Genomic DNA, 17,738 nt, shown 5'->3' with positions numbered 1-17,738 from the left:
GGGCTCCGTTCAGCGCACGCGCGCGATGACGTCGCGGGCGATGAGGTCGAGGTGGTCGAGGTCGGTCATGTCGATGGTCTGCAGGTAGATGCGGGATGCGCCCGCGTCGCGCAGCCGCTCGATCTTCGCGGCGACCTCGTCGGGCGTGCCGACCAGGCGGGCGTCGTGCGGCGACTCCGGGTCGATGCCGACGGCCTCGCAGCGCCGGCGGAGCGTCGCCGCGTCCTCCGCGACGATCGTCGGCAGCGCGACCGACAGCTCGAGCGTGTCGGGGTCGCGCTCCTCCTCGAGGCACACGGCGCGCACGTTGGCGAACTTCTCGGCGACCGTGGCCTCGTCGACGAAGCCGATGTTGAACTCGGTCGCGTAGCGGGCGGCGAGCTGGGGCGTGCGGCGGGGGCCGCCGCCTCCCACGATCACGGGGATCCGGGCTTGCGCGGGCTTCGGCAGCGCCGGCGCGTCGAGCAGCGAGTAGTGGTCGCCCTCGAACGAGAACGTGGCGCCGTCGGGGGTGGCCCACAGGCCCGTCACGATCGCGAGCTGCTCCTCGAGCATCCCGAACCGCTTCTCGGGGAAGGGGATGCCGTAGGCCGCGTGCTCCTTCGCGAACCAGCCGGTGCCGAGGCCGAGCTCGACGCGGCCGCCCGACATGCGGTCGACCTGCGCGACCTGAATGGCGAGGATGCCCGGCACCCGGTACGTCGCCGACGACACGAGCGTGCCGAGCCGCACCCGGGAGGTCTCGCGCGCGAGGCCGGCGAGGGCCGTCCAGGCGTCAGTCGGGCCGGGCAGCCCGTCGCCGTCGCCCATCACGTGGTAGTGATCGCTGCGGAACCAGCCGTCGAAGCCGAGCGCCTCGGCGCGCTGCGCGTGGGCGAGCTGCGTCTCGTAGTCGGCCCCCTGCTGGGGCTCGGTGAACGCGCAGAACTGCATGGATGCTCCTCCTGGAGTGCGGCGGTGGATCGAGCCTAGAAGAGGGTCGGTGTGGGTTCCGGTGCGCGCTCGGATCGGGTCAAGAGTGAGAAGAACCTCCCATTCACGAAGATCAGGCTCTTCCCGAGCTTGAGGGGGACCAGGATCTCGGCCTCCGCGAGGAGCTTCAGCCACTTCGTCGCTGTCGGCCGCGAGACGCCGCAGCGCTCCATAACCGTCGTGATGCGGCAGAAGGGTTGTTCGAAGAGGACATCCAGTAGGTCGGCGTTCGCTCCCCCTGGTAGCGCGGCGCGAAGTTCGGCCTGCATCTCGCGGTGAAGGAGCTGGATGTCGTCGATCTTCTCGACTGTTGAGAGCGCGGTCTGACGGATCCCTTCGAGCATGAAGGAGACCCACTCCTCCCACGAGGCTTCTGCGGTCACCGCGAGAAGCAGGCGGTAGTACTCCGACTTGTTCTGGATGATGTACCGGGACAGATACAGGATGGGCTCGCTGAGCAGGCCCCGCTCAATCAGCAGCAGGATGTTGACGATCCTCCCCGTTCGCCCGTTGCCGTCGGAGAAAGGGTGAATCGCCTCGAATTGATAGTGGGCGAGAGCCATCAGTACCAGCGGATCGAGCGTGGCATTGGAGTGGGCGAAGCGAGCCCATGCATCGAGCCGCTCCAGCAGCAGGCGCTGGCCCTCCGGCGGCGTGTAGATCGCTTCTCGCGTGACAGGGTTTCCAATGAAAGTGCCGGCCAGATCGCGAACTCGCATCTCCCGTGCTTGAAGAGTCGAGCAGATGGCGATGAGCGTGTTCGTTGACAGCGGGCGTTGGCGGACGCTCCTCACTCCGTCAAGGAGCGCCGCTCGGTAGCGGAGGGCTTCCTTCGCCTCCGGACGTGCTGATTCCGCGTCGAGCTGGTCTGCCGTGAACAACTCGTCAGCCGTGGTCACGATGTTTTCGATCTCGGAACTCGCTTGCGCTTCAAGAAGGGGTATCGAGTTGAGGAGGACGCTCGGGTTCGGAATTCGCCGCGCCGCCTGATCCAGCGAAGCGAGCGCGGCGCGGGCCTCCGTGACCTGCTTGAGAACGTGTTTCGACTCCACGTCGATAGGCGGGGGCAGGTCTGGGAGTGAATTGAAGGGCTTATCGGCTGTCCACATCACGGTGCAAGAGTATGCAACCGATCGGAGCATGTGTAAAAATTTCCCCAAATTCTTTCACTGACCTACAGATACTCAAACTGACTTTGCATACCCACCATGCCCGGCCTTACGGCTGAGAAGAGGCTGACCGGGGCGGCACGCGGCCCCGCGGCCTTGGCTAGCGTCGGGGAATGCGCGTCCGTCTGACCTCCGACCCCGCCGCCGGCGCGGGGCCGCGCGCGATGCTCGTGGAGCGGCTGGCCCCGCGGATGGTGCCCGACGCGCTCGCCACGGCACGTGACCTCGGGGTGCTCGAGCTCGAGGCAGTCGAGCGCTCGGCTGCGCGCGAGCCCGTTGCCGAGGCGCTGCTCGACCGGTGGGAGGCGCTCGCGACGCTCGCGGCCGTCGACCTTGGCGCGGCTCGGGTCGTCGAGCCGCATCTCGATGCGCTGGGCATCCTGGCCGAAGCGGCCGCGACGGACGATGCCGGCCCCCACGACCCCGACCGCGCAGCCGTCTGGGGCGTCTTCGCGGCCGAGGGCGGCGACGAGCCCCTGCGCGCGCGGCCCGTCGGCGACGGCTGGCGGCTCGACGGAGTGAAGCCGTGGTGCTCGCTCGCGGGCATCCTCGATCGCGCTCTCGTGACCGCCCACGTCGACGACGCCGGAACCCGCCGCCTCTTCGCCGTCGACCTGCGCGCCCCCGGCGTCGCGGTCGACGAGGGGGCGTGGGCGGCGCGGGGTCTGAGCGAGATCCCGAGCGGGCCCGTGCGCTTCACCGAGGTCGCGGCCGAACCCGTCGGCGCCGACGGCTGGTACCTGCAGCGGCCCGGCTTCGCGATCGGCGGCATGGGCGTCGCCGCGTGCTGGTTCGGCGGGGCCGTCGGCCTCGCCCGCACGCTGCACGCCGCGCTCGTCGAGCGCTCCGACCCGCACGCGCTGGCCCACCTCGGCGCGATCGACGAGCAGCTTGAGGCCGCCCGGCTCGTCTTCGCCGACGCCGCCCGCCGCGCCCCAGGTGCCGACCGCGCGACGGCGCGCATCCTCGCCAAGCGCGTGCGCGCGACCGTCGCCCGCACGTGCGACGACGTTCTCGCCCGCACCGCTCGCGCGCTCGGGCCCGCGCCGCTCGCCCTCGACGCCGAGCACGCCAAGCGCGTCGCCGACCTCCAGCTCTACGTGCGGCAGCACCACGCCGAGCGCGACCTCGCCTCCCTCGGCGAGGCCCTCACCGCGAGCGAGGCGCCATGGTGACCTTCGATGCGGCGGCCCCCGGCACGAGCGCGGGTGTGTGGGCGGCGGATGCCCGGACTCACGATCGTCCGCCCCTCGACCTCGACGGCGCGACCGCTCTCGTCGTCGTCGCCGCGCACCCCGACGATGAGACGCTCGGCGCCGGCGGGCTCATCGCGGCGTGCGCCGAGCGCGGCCTGCCCGTGACGGTCGTCGTCGTGACCGACGGCGCCGGGTCGCACCCCGACGACCCGCGCATCGGGCGCCGGCGGGCGGGGGAGCTGCTCGTCGCGCTCGACCTGCTCGGCATGACGGCGGCGCCCGTGCTGCTCGGTTTCCCCGACGGCGGGACGCGCCAGCACCGCGACGGGATCGCGACAGCGCTCGAGGCGGTGCTCGGGCCCGTGACCGCACCCGCGCCTGACGGCGGGACGGCCGGGGCACCCGGCCGCATCCTCGTCGCCGCGCCCTGGGTCGGCGACGGCCACCGCGACCATCGGGTCGTCGGCGAGATCGTGCGCGACCTCGTCGCGCGCGACGCCGACCGCCTGACCCTGCTCGCCTATCCGATCTGGATGCGCCACTGGGCCGACCCCGATCACGACGCCGTGCCATGGGAGTCGATGCGCTCCCTCGCGATCGACGCCCGACGCAAGTCGGCCGCGATCGACGCGCACTCCTCGCAGCACGCAGGGGAGGAGCCGATGCTGCACGAGCGCTTCCTCGAGAACTTCCGCGGCGCGGTCGAGCTGTTCGTCGTGGAGGAGGCCGCACCGCCTGCCGCCGAACCCGCCGCCGCGATCGACGCCGCGTACTTCGACGACCTCTACGCCCGCCGCGACGACCCGTGGCGGCTCGCCTCGCGCTGGTACGAGCAGCGCAAGCGCGACGCGACCATGGCCGCGCTGCCCGCCGAGCGGTACTCCTCGGCGCTCGAGATCGGCTGCTCGATCGGGCTGCTGACCGAGCGCCTCGCCGAGCGGTGCGACGCCCTGCTCGCGGTCGACATCGCCGAGGAGGCCGTCGGCCTCGCGCGTGAACGCCTCGCCGCCGCGGCCGGCACCCGGTCCTCGTCCGCCACCGTCCGCATCGAGCAGCACGACGCGCTCCGCGCCCTCCCCGACGGCGAGTTCGACCTCATCGTGCTCTCCGAGGTCGGCTACTACGCCGATCTCGACGCCCTCGACCGTCTCGTGCCCGCGATCGAGGCGGCCCTGCACCCGGACGGAGCGCTCGTCGCCTGCCACTGGCGGCATCCCGTCGCCGACTACCCGCTGCGGGGCGACGACGTGCACGCGCGCCTCGCGCGGTCGTCGCTCGAGCGCATCGTGAGCCACGTCGAGCGCGACTTCGTGCTCGAGGTGTTCGCGCACGACGGCCGGTCGGTCGCCGAGCGCGAGGGGCTCGCATGAGCGGCATCGGCGTCGTCGTCCCCGCCCGCGACGAGGAGGATCTGATCGGCGAGTGCCTCGCCTCGATCGCGCGGGCGTCCGCGCTCGTGGCGGTTCCCGTCGTGGTCGTCGTCGTGGCAGACGGATGCTCGGACGCGACCGCCGCCGTCGCGCGCGGGTTCGCCGGGGTCGAGGTCGTCGAGCTCGCGCCCGTCGGCGTCGGCCTGGCGCGAGCGCGGGGCGTCGCGGCCGTGCTCGCCCGCGGCGTCGAGTGGATCTCCTGCACCGACGCCGACTCGACCGTGCCCGAGAACTGGCTCGCCGAGCAGTGGCGGCTGCACCGCGAGGGCCGCGCGCTCATGATCGGCACCGTGCGACCGCGCTTCGCGGAGCTCTCGCCCGCCCACGTCGCCCATTGGCGGGCGACCCACCACCGTGGCTTCCCGAACGGGCACGTGCACGGCGCGAACCTCGGGGTCTCGGCGGCGGCGTACCGTGCGGCGGGCGGCTTCGCGGGGCTCGACGAGCACGAGGACGTCGACCTCGTCGCCCGGCTGCGCGCGCTCGGCGTCGCCGAGGTCGCGACCGACGCGTGCGAGGTCGAGACCTCCGCGCGGTTCGAAGGCCGGACGGCCGGCGGGTACGCGGGCCACCTGCGCCGCATCGAGGCCGAGCTCGCGGGCTGAGCCTCGCGCGCGCGGTCCCCGCGCGCATGAGCCTCGCGCGCGGGGGCGACGCGATGCCCGTCCGAGGCCTACGGTGGAGTCATGATCACGACGACGCGTCGATGCGGCCGCGCCAGCACCGGCGGCGCGCGATGACGCGATTCGCGCTCCCGCCCCGCGGCGTCGTCCTCGGCGTCGCCTCCCTCGTGCTCAAGGAGGGCGCGACCATCGACGGTGCGCTCGCGGTCGTGCGCGCGGCCGTCGACGCCGGAGTCCTCGCGATCGACACGGCGCGCGCCTACGCCACGGTCGACGACGATGCCGCGGGGGAGCGCATCGCGCAGGCGGCGCGCGCGCAGTCGCCGGGCATCCCGATCATCACGAAGGCCGGCCACTTCCGCGTCGCGCGGGCGGCGTGGGATGTCGACGGGTCGCCCGATCGCCTGCGCGCCGATGCGCTGCGCAGCCGTGAGGTGCTCGCCGCGCCGCCGTCGCTGCTGCTGCTGCACCGCGCCGACCGCGTCGACGACATCGACGCCTCGGTGCGCGAGCTCGCGGCGCTGCGCGACGAGGGCGTCGTCGAGGCGATCGGACTCTCGAACGCCTCGGTCGAGCTGCTCGACCGCGCGCGAGCGATCACCGAGATCGACGCGGTCGAGAACCGATTCGGCTTCGGCGTCGACGGGGCGACCGAGTACCGCTACTGCGTCGAGGCGGGCATCCCCTTCCTCGCGTACGCGCCGTTCGGAGGGCCCAAGGCCGAGCCGCTCGCGACCCGCGTGCCGCGCGTCGCCGCCGTCGCGACCGCTCGCGGCACCTCAGTGCACCGCGCGGCGCTCGCCGCGATGCTCGACGCGATGCCCGGCGCGTGGCCCGTGATCGGCTCGACGCGTGTGGAGTCTGTGCTCGACTCGATCGCCGCGTCGACGCACGACGTCGACGACGACCTCCGCCGCGCGTTCGCGGAGGACCTGCGCTCGCGCGGGGTCGGGCTCTAGCCGCTCCTCCCTTCTCGCCGAGGTCGATCGCGGTCGGCCCCCTCGAGCGCGCCATCGTTACCGCGTCGAAATATGTTGTGCTTGACCACAATCCCGGGTCGACGTATATTCAGACCGTCCACACACTTTCGACGTAGAAGTCGAAACTTTCGAGAGGTTCAACGATGAACAGACGAGCAGCGCGGCGCCTGACCGCGATCGCTCTGACCGGCATCACGGTCGGCGCCCTCGCCGCCTGCGCGCCGGCGGAGAACGGAACCGGCGGATCCGGGAGCGGTGACGAGGTCACCCTCACCTGGTGGCACAACGGCACGGGCGAGCCCCTCCTCGGCTTCTGGGAGGACGTCGCGGAGGAGTTCGAGGACGCCAACCCGGGCGTCAACGTCGAGGTCACCGCCTACCAGAACGAAGAGCTCCAGCGCACGCTGATCCCGAACCAGCTGCGCACCGGCAGCGGGCTCGACCTCTACCAGCAGTGGGGCGCGGGCGAGCTCGCCGCCCAGGTCGAGGCCGGCTTCGTCAAGGACATCAGCGCGGACGTGGCCGAGCAGGTCGACGCCCTCGGCGGCGTCGTCGCCCCGTGGCAGTACGACGGCGCCACCTACGGCCTGCCGTTCAACTTCGGTATCTCCGGCTTCTGGTACAACACCGAGCTGTTCGAGCAGGCGGGCATCGAGGGCACTCCCGAGACACTCGACGACCTCTACGAGGCCATCGAGGCGCTCAAGGCAGCGAACATCACGCCCATCGCCGTCGGCGCGGGCGACGGCTGGCCGGCCGCGCACTACTGGTACCACTTCGCGCTCAAGTCGTGCTCGCCGGAGGTCCTCCAGCAGGCGCAGGTCGACTACGTCTTCGACGACGCGTGCTTCCTCGAGGCGGGCGAGCTGCTCGAGGAGTTCATCGGCTCCGACCCGTTCAACGAGGGCTTCCTCGCCACGAGCGCCCAGCAGGGCGCGGGCAGCTCGGCGGGCCAGCTCGCCACGGGCGCCGCGGCCATGGAGCTCATGGGCCACTGGAACCCGGGCGTCATGGGCGGCATCCTCCAGGAGGAGTCGGGCGACGAGAACGCGACCCCGCCGGAGTTCCTCGGCTGGTTCAACTTCCCGGCCATCGACGGCGCGCAGGGCGACCCGACCGCGGCCCTCGGCGGCGGCGACGGATTCTCGTGCTCGGCATGGTCGCCGCCGGAGTGCACCGACCTGCTGAACTACATCACGAGCGTCGAGGTGCAGACCCGCTTCGGTGAGATCGGCGCCGGCATCCCGGTCATGCCGGGCTCCGAGGTCGGCATCGCCGACGTCAACCTGCAGCAGGTGCTCGCCGGGCTCCAGTCGTCGAGCTACGTGCAGCTGTGGCTCGACACCGCCTACGGCCCCACCGTCGGCGGCGCCATGAACGAGGGCATCGTCTCGCTCTTCGGCGGCCAGGGCTCGCCCGATAGCATCGTCGACAACATGAGGAACGCCGCGGCGACGCTGTAATCCCATGTCCCTCTCCACGATCAACGCCGGGCCCGCGGTCTCCGCCGCGGGCCCGGCGCCCACCCCGCCCCGCTCCTCCGCCCCCGCGCGCCGGCGCCGTCAGCGCTCCGGCGGCGCTCTCCTCATCTGGGCCTTCGCCCTCCCCGCGCTCCTCGTCTACACGACGTTTGTGCTCGTGCCCGTGGCGCTCGCCGCCGTCTACAGCTTCTTCAACTGGAACGGCCTCGGCGCCCTCGACCGCTTCATCGGCGTCGACAACTACGCCCGCGCCCTGCAGGATCCGATCTTCCTCGGCGCGATGGGCAACAACTTCGCGATCGTCGGGCTCTCGCTCGTCATCCAGGGCCCCCTCGCGATCGGCATCGCGCTGCTGCTGAACCGCAACCTCCGCGGCCGCGCGCTCATCCGCACCCTCATCTTCGTGCCGTACGTGCTGAGCGAGGTCGTCGCCGGTCTCGCCTTCCGGCTCATGCTCCCGCCGGGCGGCCCCGTCGACTCCGCGCTCACGGCGATCGGCTGGTCGGGCGAGAAGCCGCTCTGGCTCGCCGACCCGTCCGTCGCCTTCTGGACCCTCTTCGCCGTCATCACCTGGAAGTACCTCGGCTTCGCGATCATCCTCATGCTCGCCGGGCTCCAGGGCGTACCGGAGGAGCTCTCCGAGGCGGCCTCGATCGACGGCGCGACCTGGTGGCAGACGCAGCGCTACATCACGCTCCCGCTGCTCGGCCCGACCATCCGCATCTGGGCCTTCCTGTCGGTCATCGGCTCGCTGCAGCTGTTCGACATGGTCTGGATCCTCACGGGAGGCGGCCCGCTCAACGCCACCGAGACGATGGCGACCTACATGGTCGAGTACGGCAACGGCCGCTCGCAGGTCGGCTACGGCAGCGCCGTCGCCGTCATCCTCTTCGTCGTCTCGCTCGTCATCGCGCTGGTCTACCAGCGCATCGTCCTCCGCCGCGATCTCCGCGGCGCCATCACGAGGGGCTGACCGTGGCCACCACGACCGCACCCGCCCGCACGGCCGGGGCCGACCGAGCGACGTCCCGCCGGGCATCCGCCCCCCGCCCCCCGCACCGCCCCGGTGGCCGCTGGGGCACGCCCGTCGCCTACATCATCGCGCTCGTCATCTGCGGCATCACCGTCGCGCCGGTGATCTACGTGATCCTTGGCGGGTTCCGCACGACGGCGCAGATCAACCGCGACCCGGGCGGATTCCCCGACCCGTGGGTCTTCGACAAGTACGGCGCGGTCTTCCAGGATCCGAACTTCTGGACCCAGTTCGCCAACTCGACGATCGTCGCCGTCGCGACGACCGCGGGCGTCGTCCTGCTCGGCGTCATGGCGGCGTTCGTGATCGCCCGCTACGAGTTCGTCGGGCGCACGTTCCTGTTCTCGCTCTTCACGGCCGGGCTGCTCTTCCCGCTCACCGTCGCGGTGCTGCCGCTCTTCACGATGCTGCGCTCGTTCGGCCTGCTCGGGAACCTGCTCGCCGTCATCGGCCCGCAGATCGCCTTCGCCCTGCCGACGACGATCATCATCCTCGTCCCGTTCCTCCGGGCGATCCCGGCCGAGCTCGAGGATGCCGCGCTCATCGACGGCGCCGGCCGCTTCACGTTCTTCTGGCGCGTGCTGCTGCCCCTGTCGTGGCCGGGCCTCATCACGGTCGGCGTGCTCGCCTTCGTCGCGAGCTGGAACGCCTACCTCCTGCCGCTGCTCCTCCTCGGCAACCCCGCCACGGCCACGCTGCCGGTCGGCGTGCAGTACTTCTCGACCGCCTACTCGCAGGACACCGCGGGGGTGCTCGCCTTCACCTCGATCGCGATGCTGCCCGCGCTGCTGTTCTTCACCCTCGCCCAGCGCCGCATCGTCGGCGGCCTGACAGGAGCCGTCAAGGGATGACCATCCACACCGCCCCCGCCGTCTCGACCGACGGCCCCGCCCCCTGGCGCGATCGCGGCCTGCCCGCCGAGCAGCGCGTCGACGCCCTCGTCGCTGCGATGACGCTCCCTGAGAAGATCGCGCAGCTCTACGGCGTGTGGGTCGGGGCGGGTGCCGACGGCGGCGACGTCGCCCCGCACCAGCACGACCTCGACGACGCGATCGATCTCGACGAGATCCTGCCCGAGGGCCTCGGGCAGCTGACGCGGCCCTTCGGCACGGCTCCGGTGGATGCCGGGGTCGGCGCCCTCTCGCTCCTCACGACCCAGAGACGCATCACTGCGCAGAGCCGCTTCCGCATCCCGGCCGTGGCCCACGAGGAGTGCCTCGCGGGCTTCGCCGCCTGGGGCGCGACCGCGTACCCCGTGCCGCTGTCGTGGGGTGCGAGCTTCGACCCCGAGCTCGTCGAGCGCATGGCCGCGCGCATCGGCGCCGACATGCGCTCGGTCGGCGTGCACCAGGGCCTCGCGCCCGTGCTCGACGTCGTCCGCGATGCCCGCTGGGGCCGCGTGGAGGAGACCATCGGCGAGGACCCGTACCTCGTCGCGACCGTCGGCAGCGCCTACGTGCGCGGCCTCGAGGCCTCCGGCGTCGTCGCGACCCTCAAGCACTTCGTCGGGTACTCGGCCTCGCGCGCCGGCCGCAACCTCGCGCCCGTCTCGATCGGCGCGCGCGAGCTCGCCGACGTCCTCCTGCCGCCGTTCGAGATGGCGATCCGCGAGGGAGGCGCACGCAGCGTCATGAACTCGTACACCGATCTCGACGGGGTGCCGAGCGCCGCCGACCGCACCCTCCTGACCGAGCTCCTGCGCGACGAGTGGGGCTTCACGGGCACGGTCGTCGCCGACTACTTCGCGATCGCCTTCCTCAAGCTCCTGCACGGCACCGCCGGCTCGTGGGCCGAGGCGGCGGGGGCGGCGCTCGCCGCGGGCATCGACGTCGAGCTGCCGACCGTGAAGACCTTCGGCGAGCCGCTGCGCCGCGCCGTCGACGAGGGCGCGATCGACGAGGCGCTCATCGACACGGCCCTGCGCCGCGTGCTCGCGCAGAAGCTCGAGCTCGGCCTCCTCGACGACGAGTGGGACGCGATTCCGCCCGCCCTGCGCGGCGTCGACCTCGACCTCGACGCCGTGCGCGGCACGATCGACCTCGACCCGCCTGAGAACCGCGCCCTCGCGCGCGAGCTCGCCGAGCGCTCGGTGGTCCTCGTCCGCAACGACGGCGTCCTTCCGCTCGCCCCGACCGGCGCTGCGTCCTCGCGCATCGCCGTCATCGGCCCGAACGCCGACGAGCGCTACGCGATGCTCGGCTGCTACTCCTTCCCGACGCACGTCGTCTCGCAGCATCCGGGCGTCGAGCTCGGCATCGACATCGACACGGTCCTGGATGCCGTGCGCGCCGAATTCGCGCACGCGACCGTCGCGCACGCCCCCGGCACCGGCATCGACGACGGCTCGACCGAGGGCTTCGCGGCCGCCGTCGCGGCCGCTCGCGAGTCCGACGTCGCGCTCGTCGTGCTCGGCGACCGCGCCGGGCTCTTCGGCCGCGGCACGAGCGGCGAGGGCTGCGACGCCGACGACCTCGCGCTGCCCGGCGCGCAGCAGCAGCTGCTCGACGCCGTGCTCGACACGGGAACGCCCGTCGTGCTCGTGCTCCTCACGGGCCGGCCGTACGCGCTCGGCTCCGCGGCGACGCGGGCCGCGGCGATCGTGCAGGCGTTCTTCCCCGGCGAGGAGGGGTCGGCCGCGATCGCGGGCGTGCTGAGCGGGCGCGTCGAGCCGTCCGGTCGACTGCCGGTGAGCATCCCCGCCCATCGCGGCGTTCAGCCGTCGACCTACCTCGCGGCGCCGCTCGCGAGGAGGAGCGGGGTCTCGAACATCGACCCGACCGCGGCCTTCCCGTTCGGGCACGGGCTCGGGTACGGCTCGGCCACGTGGACCGACCTCGAGAGCCCCGACACCAGGGCCACGACCGACGGCGAGGTCGTGCTCTCGCTGCGCCTCGTCAACACGGGCGAGCGCGACGCCGTCGAGGTCGTGCAGCTGTACCTGCACGATCCCGTCGCGTCGGTCGTGCGGCCCGTGCAGCGGCTCATCGGCTACCAGCGCGTCGTCGTCCCCGCCGGATCGAGCGCGCGCGTCGTCGCGACCGTGCCCGTCGACCTCGCCGGCTTCACCGGCCGCGACGGCCGCCGCATCGTCGAGCCCGGCGCGATCGAGCTCGGGTTCGGGCGGTCGAGCGCCGACATCCCGCTCGTGCACCGCGTCGAGGTGACCGGCGCGACTCGCGAGCTCGGCGCCGACCGGGCCGTGCACGCGCGCTTCCAGGTGCTGGCGGGCGCGTGAGCGACGCGCTCGCGCGGGGCGCGACCGACGCGCTCGCGCACCGGCGCGGCGAGGTCGAGCTGACGCTGCTCGACCCCGCAGGCCGCCCCCTCGCCGACCGCGAGGTCGTCGTCGAGCAGGTGCGGCACGCCTTCGCATTCGGCTGCATCGGCTTCGACCTCATCGACCACGCGAACGGCGCGGCCGACGAGAGCGCGCTCGCCGCCGACTGGCTCGAGCTCTTCACCCTCGCCGTTCTGCCGTTCTACTGGGGCGAGTTCGAGCCCGAGCGCGGGCATCCGCGCACCGCGTCGCTGCAGGGCGCGGCCCGGTGGTTCCGCGACCGCGGAGTGCGCGTCAAGGGCCACCCGCTCGTCTGGCACACCGTCAAGGCGCGCTGGCTCGACGCGCTGCCCGACGCCGAGATCGAGGCGATCGTGCGGGCTCGCGTGCGCCGCGAGGCGGGCGACTTCGCGGGCCTCATCGACGAGTGGGACGCCATCAACGAGGTCGTCATCATGCCCGACTTCGACAACGAGCCCGACGGCGTGCCGAACGCGATCTCGCGCCTCGCCCGCCACCTCGGCCGCGTCGAGATGGTGCGGCTCGCCGTCGACGAGGCGCGCGCCGCCGACCCGGGGGTGCGCCTGCTGCTCAACGACTTCGACCTCTCGGCCGACTACGAGCGGCTCATCGAGGGCGTGCTCGAGGCGGGCGTGCGGCTCGACGGCATCGGCGTGCAGACGCACATGCACCAGGGCTTCCGCGGCGCGCAGCTGCTCGAGCTCGCCGACCGCTTCGGGCGCTTCGGCCTGCCCGTGCACTTCACCGAGACGACGATCGTCTCGGGCGACCTCATGCCGCCCGACATCGTCGACCTCAACGACTTCCAGCCGGAGTCGTGGCCGTCGACGCCCGAGGGCGAGGCGCGCCAGGCCGAGGAGCTCGAGCAGCACTACCGCATGCTCGTGGGCCACCCCGCCGTCGCCTCGGTCACCTACTGGGGCATCACCGACCGCGGAGCCTGGCTCGGCGCCCCGGTCGGCCTCGTGCGCGCCGACGGGTCGCGCAAGCCCTCGTTCGACCGGCTGCGGTCGCTCGTGCGCGATCAGTGGTGGCTGCCCCCGACGACGCTGCGCACCGACGGCGAGGGTCGCGTGCGCGTCTCCGGCTTCGCGGGCGACTACGCGGTGCAGGCGGCGGATGCTCGCGCCGAGGTCGCCGTGACCGCAGGCTCGTCGGCGCACGTCGTCGAGCTCGCGCGCTCCTAGCCGCCCCGGCCGCTACGAGCGCGGCGGCGCCGTCGAGTCGCGCACCACGAGGCTCGTCGCGAGGTCCATGCGCTGGGTCGCGATCGGCCCGCCCGCCGCGACCGCGAGCACGAGCCGCGCGGCCTCGACGCCCATCTGGCGCAGCGGCTGGTGCACGGTCGTCAGGCGAGGGCTCACCCAGCGGCTGAGCGGGATGTCGTCGTAGCCGACGATCGAGAGGTCCTCCGGAACGCGGAGCCCGAGCGCGCGCGCCGCCTCGAGCGTGCCGAGCGCCTGCAGGTCGCTCCCGGCGAAGATCGCGGTCGGCCGGTCGGGCCGGTCGAGCAGGCGCATCGCCTCGGCGCGCCCGCCCTCGACGTGGAAGTCGCCGAAGCGCACCCAGGCGGGGTCGATCGACAGCCCGGCCGAGTTCATCGCCGAGCGGTAGCCGTCGAGGCGCGCGAGCGAGCACATCATGTCGGCGGGGCCCGTGATCGCGGAGATGCGCGTGTGCCCGAGCTCGATGAGGTGGCGCGTCGCGGCGAGCCCGCCCGACCAGTTCGCCGAGCCGACCGAGGGCACGTCGGGCGAGGGGTCGCCGGCGGGGTCGACGATCGCGAAGGGGATCGCGCGCGACCGCAGCCGCTCGCGCAGCGCGGGGGGAAGGTCGGAGAACACGAGGATGACGCCCGCGGGCCGTCGCCGCAGCACGCCCTCGAGCCACTCGCTGCCGGGGGAGTGCCGGTCGCCCGTGACGGTCAGCACGACGCTCAGGCCGTGCTCCTTCGCGACCGACTCGACGCCGTCGATGAGCTCCATCGACCAGATGCGGTCGAGCTCGTGGAAGACGAGCTCGAGCAGCTCGGGCTTCGCCGTGGTCGGGCCGCTGCGGCGCTGGTAGCCGTGGCGGGCGAGGAGCTCCTCGACGCGGGCGCGGGTCGCGGCCGACACGTCCGGCCGCCCGTTCAGCACCTTCGAGATCGTCGCGAGCGACACGCCCGCCTCGACGGCGACGTCGGAGAGGGTCACGCGCGCTTCGGTCGACATGTTTCGAAGCCTAGCGGCGAAAGTTACGGCGCGACGGGCACCGCGTCGACGCGCGCCGACTCGCTCTCGCCCGCGCCGAGCGGGTCGGCGATGAGGCCGTCCCACGCGAGCTCGGCGGCCCCGATGAGCAGCCGCTGCCCGCCGAGCGCCGCGACCTCGACCGTCGCGTCGGCCGCGTTGACCGGCAGCGCCTGGCCGAGAAGGGATGCCCGCTGGTCGCGATCCGCCGCGCGCCACAGCGCCGCGAGGTGGCCGCCGAGCACGATCCGCTCGGGGTTGAGCAGGTTGACGGCGCCGCGGAGCGCGATCGCGAGCCACCGCAGCTGCCGCGCGACCTCCTCGTGCACGGGCCCGCCCGCGTCCTCCGCGACGATCGCGGTGAGCAGCGCGCTCTCGAGCGTGTCGTCGTCGGGGTGCTCGAGCCCGACCGCCGACGCGAGGGCCGCGCGCGGCACGAGCGCCTCGAGGCACCCGATCGCGCCGCACGCGCAGAGCGGCCCGTTCGGGTCGACGCTCGCGTGCCCGAGCTCGCCCGCGTAGCCGGCCGCGCCGTCCATGGGACGGCCGTCGACGACGAGGCCGCCGCCGATGCCGCTCGGGCCGCCGTTGAGGTAGAGCATCGTGCGGGCTCCCTGCCCGGCGCCGAAGGACTGCTCGGCGCGGCTGCCGAGGTGCGCGTCGTTCGCGGCGGCGACGGGGATGCCCAGGGCAGCCGCGAGCGGAGCCGCGAGCGGCTCCTCCCGCCATCCCAGTCGCGGCGCGAGCCGCACGAGGCCGTCCTCGTTCCGCACGAGCCCCGGCACCGCGACGCCCGCGGCCACCACGGTGCTCTCCGGGTGCTGGGCGGCGAGCTCGGCGACGGTACGGGCGGAGATCTCGACGGTCGCGGCGACCGTCGGCGGCTCCGAGAGGGGCACCCGGCGCCGGGCGACGATCGCGCCGCCGAGCGAGACGAGCGCGACGTCGATGACGTCGAGCTCGGGGTTGATCGCGGCCACGAGCCGGGCATCCCGTGCCACGACCCGGGGGCTCGGGCGACCGACGCCCGACCGAGGGGCGTCGTCGCGCTCGTCGACCCAGCCGTGCTCGGCGAGGACCGCGACGAGGTCGCCGATCGTCGATCGGTTGAGGCCGAGGGCGCGCGTGAGGTCGGCGCGCGTGACGCCGCGGCGCAGGTGGACGAGTTCGAGCACCGCGGAGAGATTGCGCCTCCGCACCACTCCTGCGTCCATCGTCGTGGGCCTTCTCGTCGCCATGCGTCCAGTCTGGCGTGTCCGCCGCGCCCATGATACGTTGTGCGAACCAACAAATCACGCGCGCATCGCCGCGCGCCTCGAGGAGACACCCCATGGCAACGACGCCCACCCCCGCCGACAAGTTCACCTTCGGCCTCTGGACCGTCGGGTACAACGGCGCCGATCCCTTCGGCGGGCCGACCCGCGCACCCCTCGACGTCGTGCACGTCGTCGAGAAGCTCACCGAGCTCGGCGCCTACGGCCTCACCCTCCACGACGACGACCTCTTCGCCTTCGGCTCGAGCGACGCCGAGCGCCGCACGCAGATCGACCGCCTCATCGCCGCGACCGCATCGACGGGCCTGAAGGTCCCGATGATCACGACGAACCTCTTCAGCGCGCCGGTGTTCAAGGACGGCGGGTTCACCTCCAACGACCGCGCCGTGCGCCGCTTCGCGCTGCGCAAGGTGCTGCGCAACCTCGACCTCGCCGCCGAGCTCGGCGCGCACACCTTCGTCATGTGGGGCGGGCGCGAGGGCGCCGAGTACGACTCGGCCAAGAACGTCGGCGCCGCGATCGAGCGCTACCGCGAGGCCGTCAACCTCCTCACGCAGTACGTCACCGAGCAGGGCTACGGCATCCGCTTCGCGATCGAGCCCAAGCCGAACGAGCCGCGCGGCGACATCCTGCTGCCGACCCTCGGTCACGCGATGGCGTTCATCGAGACGCTCGAGCACCCCGAGCTCGTCGGCCTCAACCCCGAGGTCGGGCACGAGCAGATGGCGGGCCTCAACTTCACCGCCGGCATCGCGCAGGCGCTCGAGGCGGGCAAGCTCTTCCACATCGACCTCAACGGCCAGCGCGGCATCAAGTACGACCAGGATCTCGTCTTCGGCCACGGCGACCTCCACAACGCGTTCTCGCTCGTCGACCTGCTCGAGAACGGCGGCCCCGGCGGCGGCAGCGCCTACGACGGCCCGCGCCACTTCGACTACAAGCCGAGCCGCACCGAGGACGAGACCGGGGTGTGGGAGAGCGCGAAGGCCAACATGCGCACCTACCTCCTGCTCAAGGAGCGCGCGGCGGCGTTCCGCGCCGACCCGGAGGTGCAGGAGGCCCTCGCGGCGGCCCGCGTCGCCGAGCTGTCGCAGCCGACGCTCGGCGAGGGCGAGAGCATCCGCGACCTGCTCGACGACGCGACCGCCTTCGAGCAGTTCGATTCCGGCGCGTACTTCGACGGTCACGGCTTCGGCTTCGTGCGCCTGCAGCAGCTCGCGACCGAGCACCTCATGGGCGCCCGCTAGCCCCACCCGCCACCAGACCGGCCGGGGCGCGCGACGCCGTTTCGCCGCGCGCCTCGGCCGAACCTCCCAGGAGCCGCCATGACCCTCGTCGCCGGAGTCGACTCGTCGACGCAGAGCTGCAAGGTCGTCGTCGTCGACGCCGAGACGGGCGCGATCGTCCGCGAGGGCCGCGCGCCGCACCCCGACGGCACCTCCGTCGACCCGAGGGCGTGGTGGGATGCCCTCCTCGCCGCGATCGCGGACGCCGGCGGTCTCGACGACGTCGCCGCCATCGCGGTCGCGGGCCAGCAGCACGGCATGGTCGCCCTCGACGCCGACGGCCGGGTGGTCCGCGACGCCCTCCTCTGGAACGACACCCGCTCGGCGTGCGCGGCCGCCGCGCTCGTCGACGAGGTCGGCGCCGACGAGTACGCGCGCCGCACCGGCGTCGTCCCCGTCGCCTCGTTCACCGCGACGAAGCTGCGCTGGCTGCGCGACCACGAGCCCGAGAACGCTGGCCGCCTCGCCGCCGTCTGCCTCCCGCACGACTGGCTCACGTGGCGGCTGCGCGGCTACGGGCCCGCCGGCGAGACCCCGCTCGACCCCGACCTCGATGCCCTCACGAGCGATCGGTCGGACGCGAGCGGCACCGCGTACTGGTCGCCCACCACCGGGCAGTACGACCTCGAGCTGCTCGAGCGCGCGCTCGGCCGCCGCGTGCGGGTGCCGCGCGTGCTCGAGCCGCTCGAGGCGGCCGGCGCGACGGGCGCCGTGGGGCTCGCTGCGGGCATCCCGATCGGAGCCGGCGCGGGCGACAACGCCGCC

15 protein-coding genes are annotated in these 17,738 nt (G+C 73.0%); 11 read left to right on the top strand and 4 right to left on the bottom strand.

What is annotated here, in order from left to right; translation table 11 throughout:
* Positions 1-9: 9 nt before the first annotated feature.
* Both Q7T15_RS09940 and Q7T15_RS09935 read right to left on the bottom strand, forming a co-directional pair.
* Positions 10-933, bottom strand: coding sequence for an LLM class F420-dependent oxidoreductase (locus tag Q7T15_RS09940; protein WP_304695812.1), 924 nt, complete (start codon positions 931-933; stop codon positions 10-12).
* Positions 934-968: 35 nt separating this feature from the next.
* Entirely contained in the window at positions 969-2,081 is a 1,113-nt protein-coding gene (locus Q7T15_RS09935; RefSeq protein ID WP_304695835.1) for a Fic family protein, read from the bottom strand.
* A gap of 173 nt (positions 2,082-2,254) precedes the next feature.
* Between Q7T15_RS09935 and Q7T15_RS09930 the strand changes: the two genes are divergently transcribed.
* The 9 genes from Q7T15_RS09930 to Q7T15_RS09890 all read left to right on the top strand — a co-directional run bounded on the left by Q7T15_RS09930 (position 2,255) and on the right by Q7T15_RS09890 (position 13,369).
* Positions 2,255-3,316, top strand: a complete 1,062-nt coding sequence (locus Q7T15_RS09930; RefSeq protein WP_304695810.1) for an acyl-CoA dehydrogenase — start codon at positions 2,255-2,257, stop codon at positions 3,314-3,316.
* Entirely contained in the window at positions 3,310-4,707 is a 1,398-nt protein-coding gene (locus tag Q7T15_RS09925; protein WP_304695808.1) for a bifunctional PIG-L family deacetylase/class I SAM-dependent methyltransferase, read from the top strand. Before Q7T15_RS09930 ends, Q7T15_RS09925 begins: the two co-directional genes overlap by 7 nt.
* Positions 4,704-5,372: a glycosyltransferase family 2 protein gene (locus Q7T15_RS09920; RefSeq protein WP_304695806.1), complete on the top strand. Its 669-nt coding sequence runs from the start codon at positions 4,704-4,706 to the stop codon at positions 5,370-5,372. The genes Q7T15_RS09925 and Q7T15_RS09920 overlap by 4 nt, the downstream gene beginning before the upstream one ends.
* A gap of 131 nt (positions 5,373-5,503) precedes the next feature.
* Positions 5,504-6,349, top strand: a complete 846-nt coding sequence (locus Q7T15_RS09915; protein ID WP_304695805.1) for an aldo/keto reductase — start codon at positions 5,504-5,506, stop codon at positions 6,347-6,349.
* A 164-nt stretch (positions 6,350-6,513) separates the two neighbouring features.
* On the top strand, positions 6,514-7,833 hold the full coding sequence (locus tag Q7T15_RS09910) for an ABC transporter substrate-binding protein (protein ID WP_304695803.1): 1,320 nt from the start codon (positions 6,514-6,516) through the stop codon (positions 7,831-7,833).
* Positions 7,834-7,837: 4 nt separating this feature from the next.
* Positions 7,838-8,824, top strand: a complete 987-nt coding sequence (locus Q7T15_RS09905; RefSeq protein WP_304695801.1) for a carbohydrate ABC transporter permease — start codon at positions 7,838-7,840, stop codon at positions 8,822-8,824.
* The gene (locus tag Q7T15_RS09900) at positions 8,821-9,735 is read left to right on the top strand and encodes a carbohydrate ABC transporter permease (protein WP_370689138.1); all 915 of its coding nucleotides are present in this window, start codon (positions 8,821-8,823) and stop codon (positions 9,733-9,735) included. Before Q7T15_RS09905 ends, Q7T15_RS09900 begins: the two co-directional genes overlap by 4 nt.
* Positions 9,732-12,119, top strand: a complete 2,388-nt coding sequence (locus tag Q7T15_RS09895; protein WP_304695797.1) for a glycoside hydrolase family 3 N-terminal domain-containing protein — start codon at positions 9,732-9,734, stop codon at positions 12,117-12,119. The genes Q7T15_RS09900 and Q7T15_RS09895 overlap by 4 nt, the downstream gene beginning before the upstream one ends.
* Positions 12,116-13,369 (top strand): endo-1,4-beta-xylanase, encoded by a 1,254-nt coding sequence (locus tag Q7T15_RS09890; protein WP_304695795.1) that lies wholly within the window; start codon positions 12,116-12,118, stop codon positions 13,367-13,369. The genes Q7T15_RS09895 and Q7T15_RS09890 overlap by 4 nt, the downstream gene beginning before the upstream one ends.
* Before the next feature lie 12 nt (positions 13,370-13,381).
* On the opposite strand, the gene Q7T15_RS09885 is transcribed toward Q7T15_RS09890, so the two are convergent.
* Positions 13,382-14,395, bottom strand: a complete 1,014-nt coding sequence (locus Q7T15_RS09885; RefSeq protein WP_304695793.1) for a LacI family DNA-binding transcriptional regulator — start codon at positions 14,393-14,395, stop codon at positions 13,382-13,384.
* A 23-nt stretch (positions 14,396-14,418) separates the two neighbouring features.
* Positions 14,419-15,651, bottom strand: coding sequence for an ROK family transcriptional regulator (locus Q7T15_RS09880; protein WP_304695791.1), 1,233 nt, complete (start codon positions 15,649-15,651; stop codon positions 14,419-14,421).
* A 92-nt stretch (positions 15,652-15,743) separates the two neighbouring features.
* Here Q7T15_RS09880 and xylA point away from each other — a divergent pair, with 92 nt between their 5' ends.
* Together xylA and Q7T15_RS09870 are read left to right on the top strand one after the other, a co-directional pair.
* Positions 15,744-16,934: a xylose isomerase gene (gene xylA / locus Q7T15_RS09875; RefSeq protein WP_304695789.1), complete on the top strand. Its 1,191-nt coding sequence runs from the start codon at positions 15,744-15,746 to the stop codon at positions 16,932-16,934.
* A gap of 78 nt (positions 16,935-17,012) precedes the next feature.
* Positions 17,013-17,738 (top strand): FGGY family carbohydrate kinase (locus Q7T15_RS09870; RefSeq protein WP_304695787.1); only part of this gene is annotated, 726 nt, incomplete at its 3' end.

Source organism: Microcella sp. (genome assembly GCF_030645145.1).
In the GTDB taxonomy this organism is placed as follows: Bacteria; Actinomycetota; Actinomycetes; order Actinomycetales; family Microbacteriaceae; genus Microcella.
The sequence above is the reverse complement of the archived record's forward strand: the minus strand, read 5'-3'. Positions and strand labels throughout refer to the sequence as shown.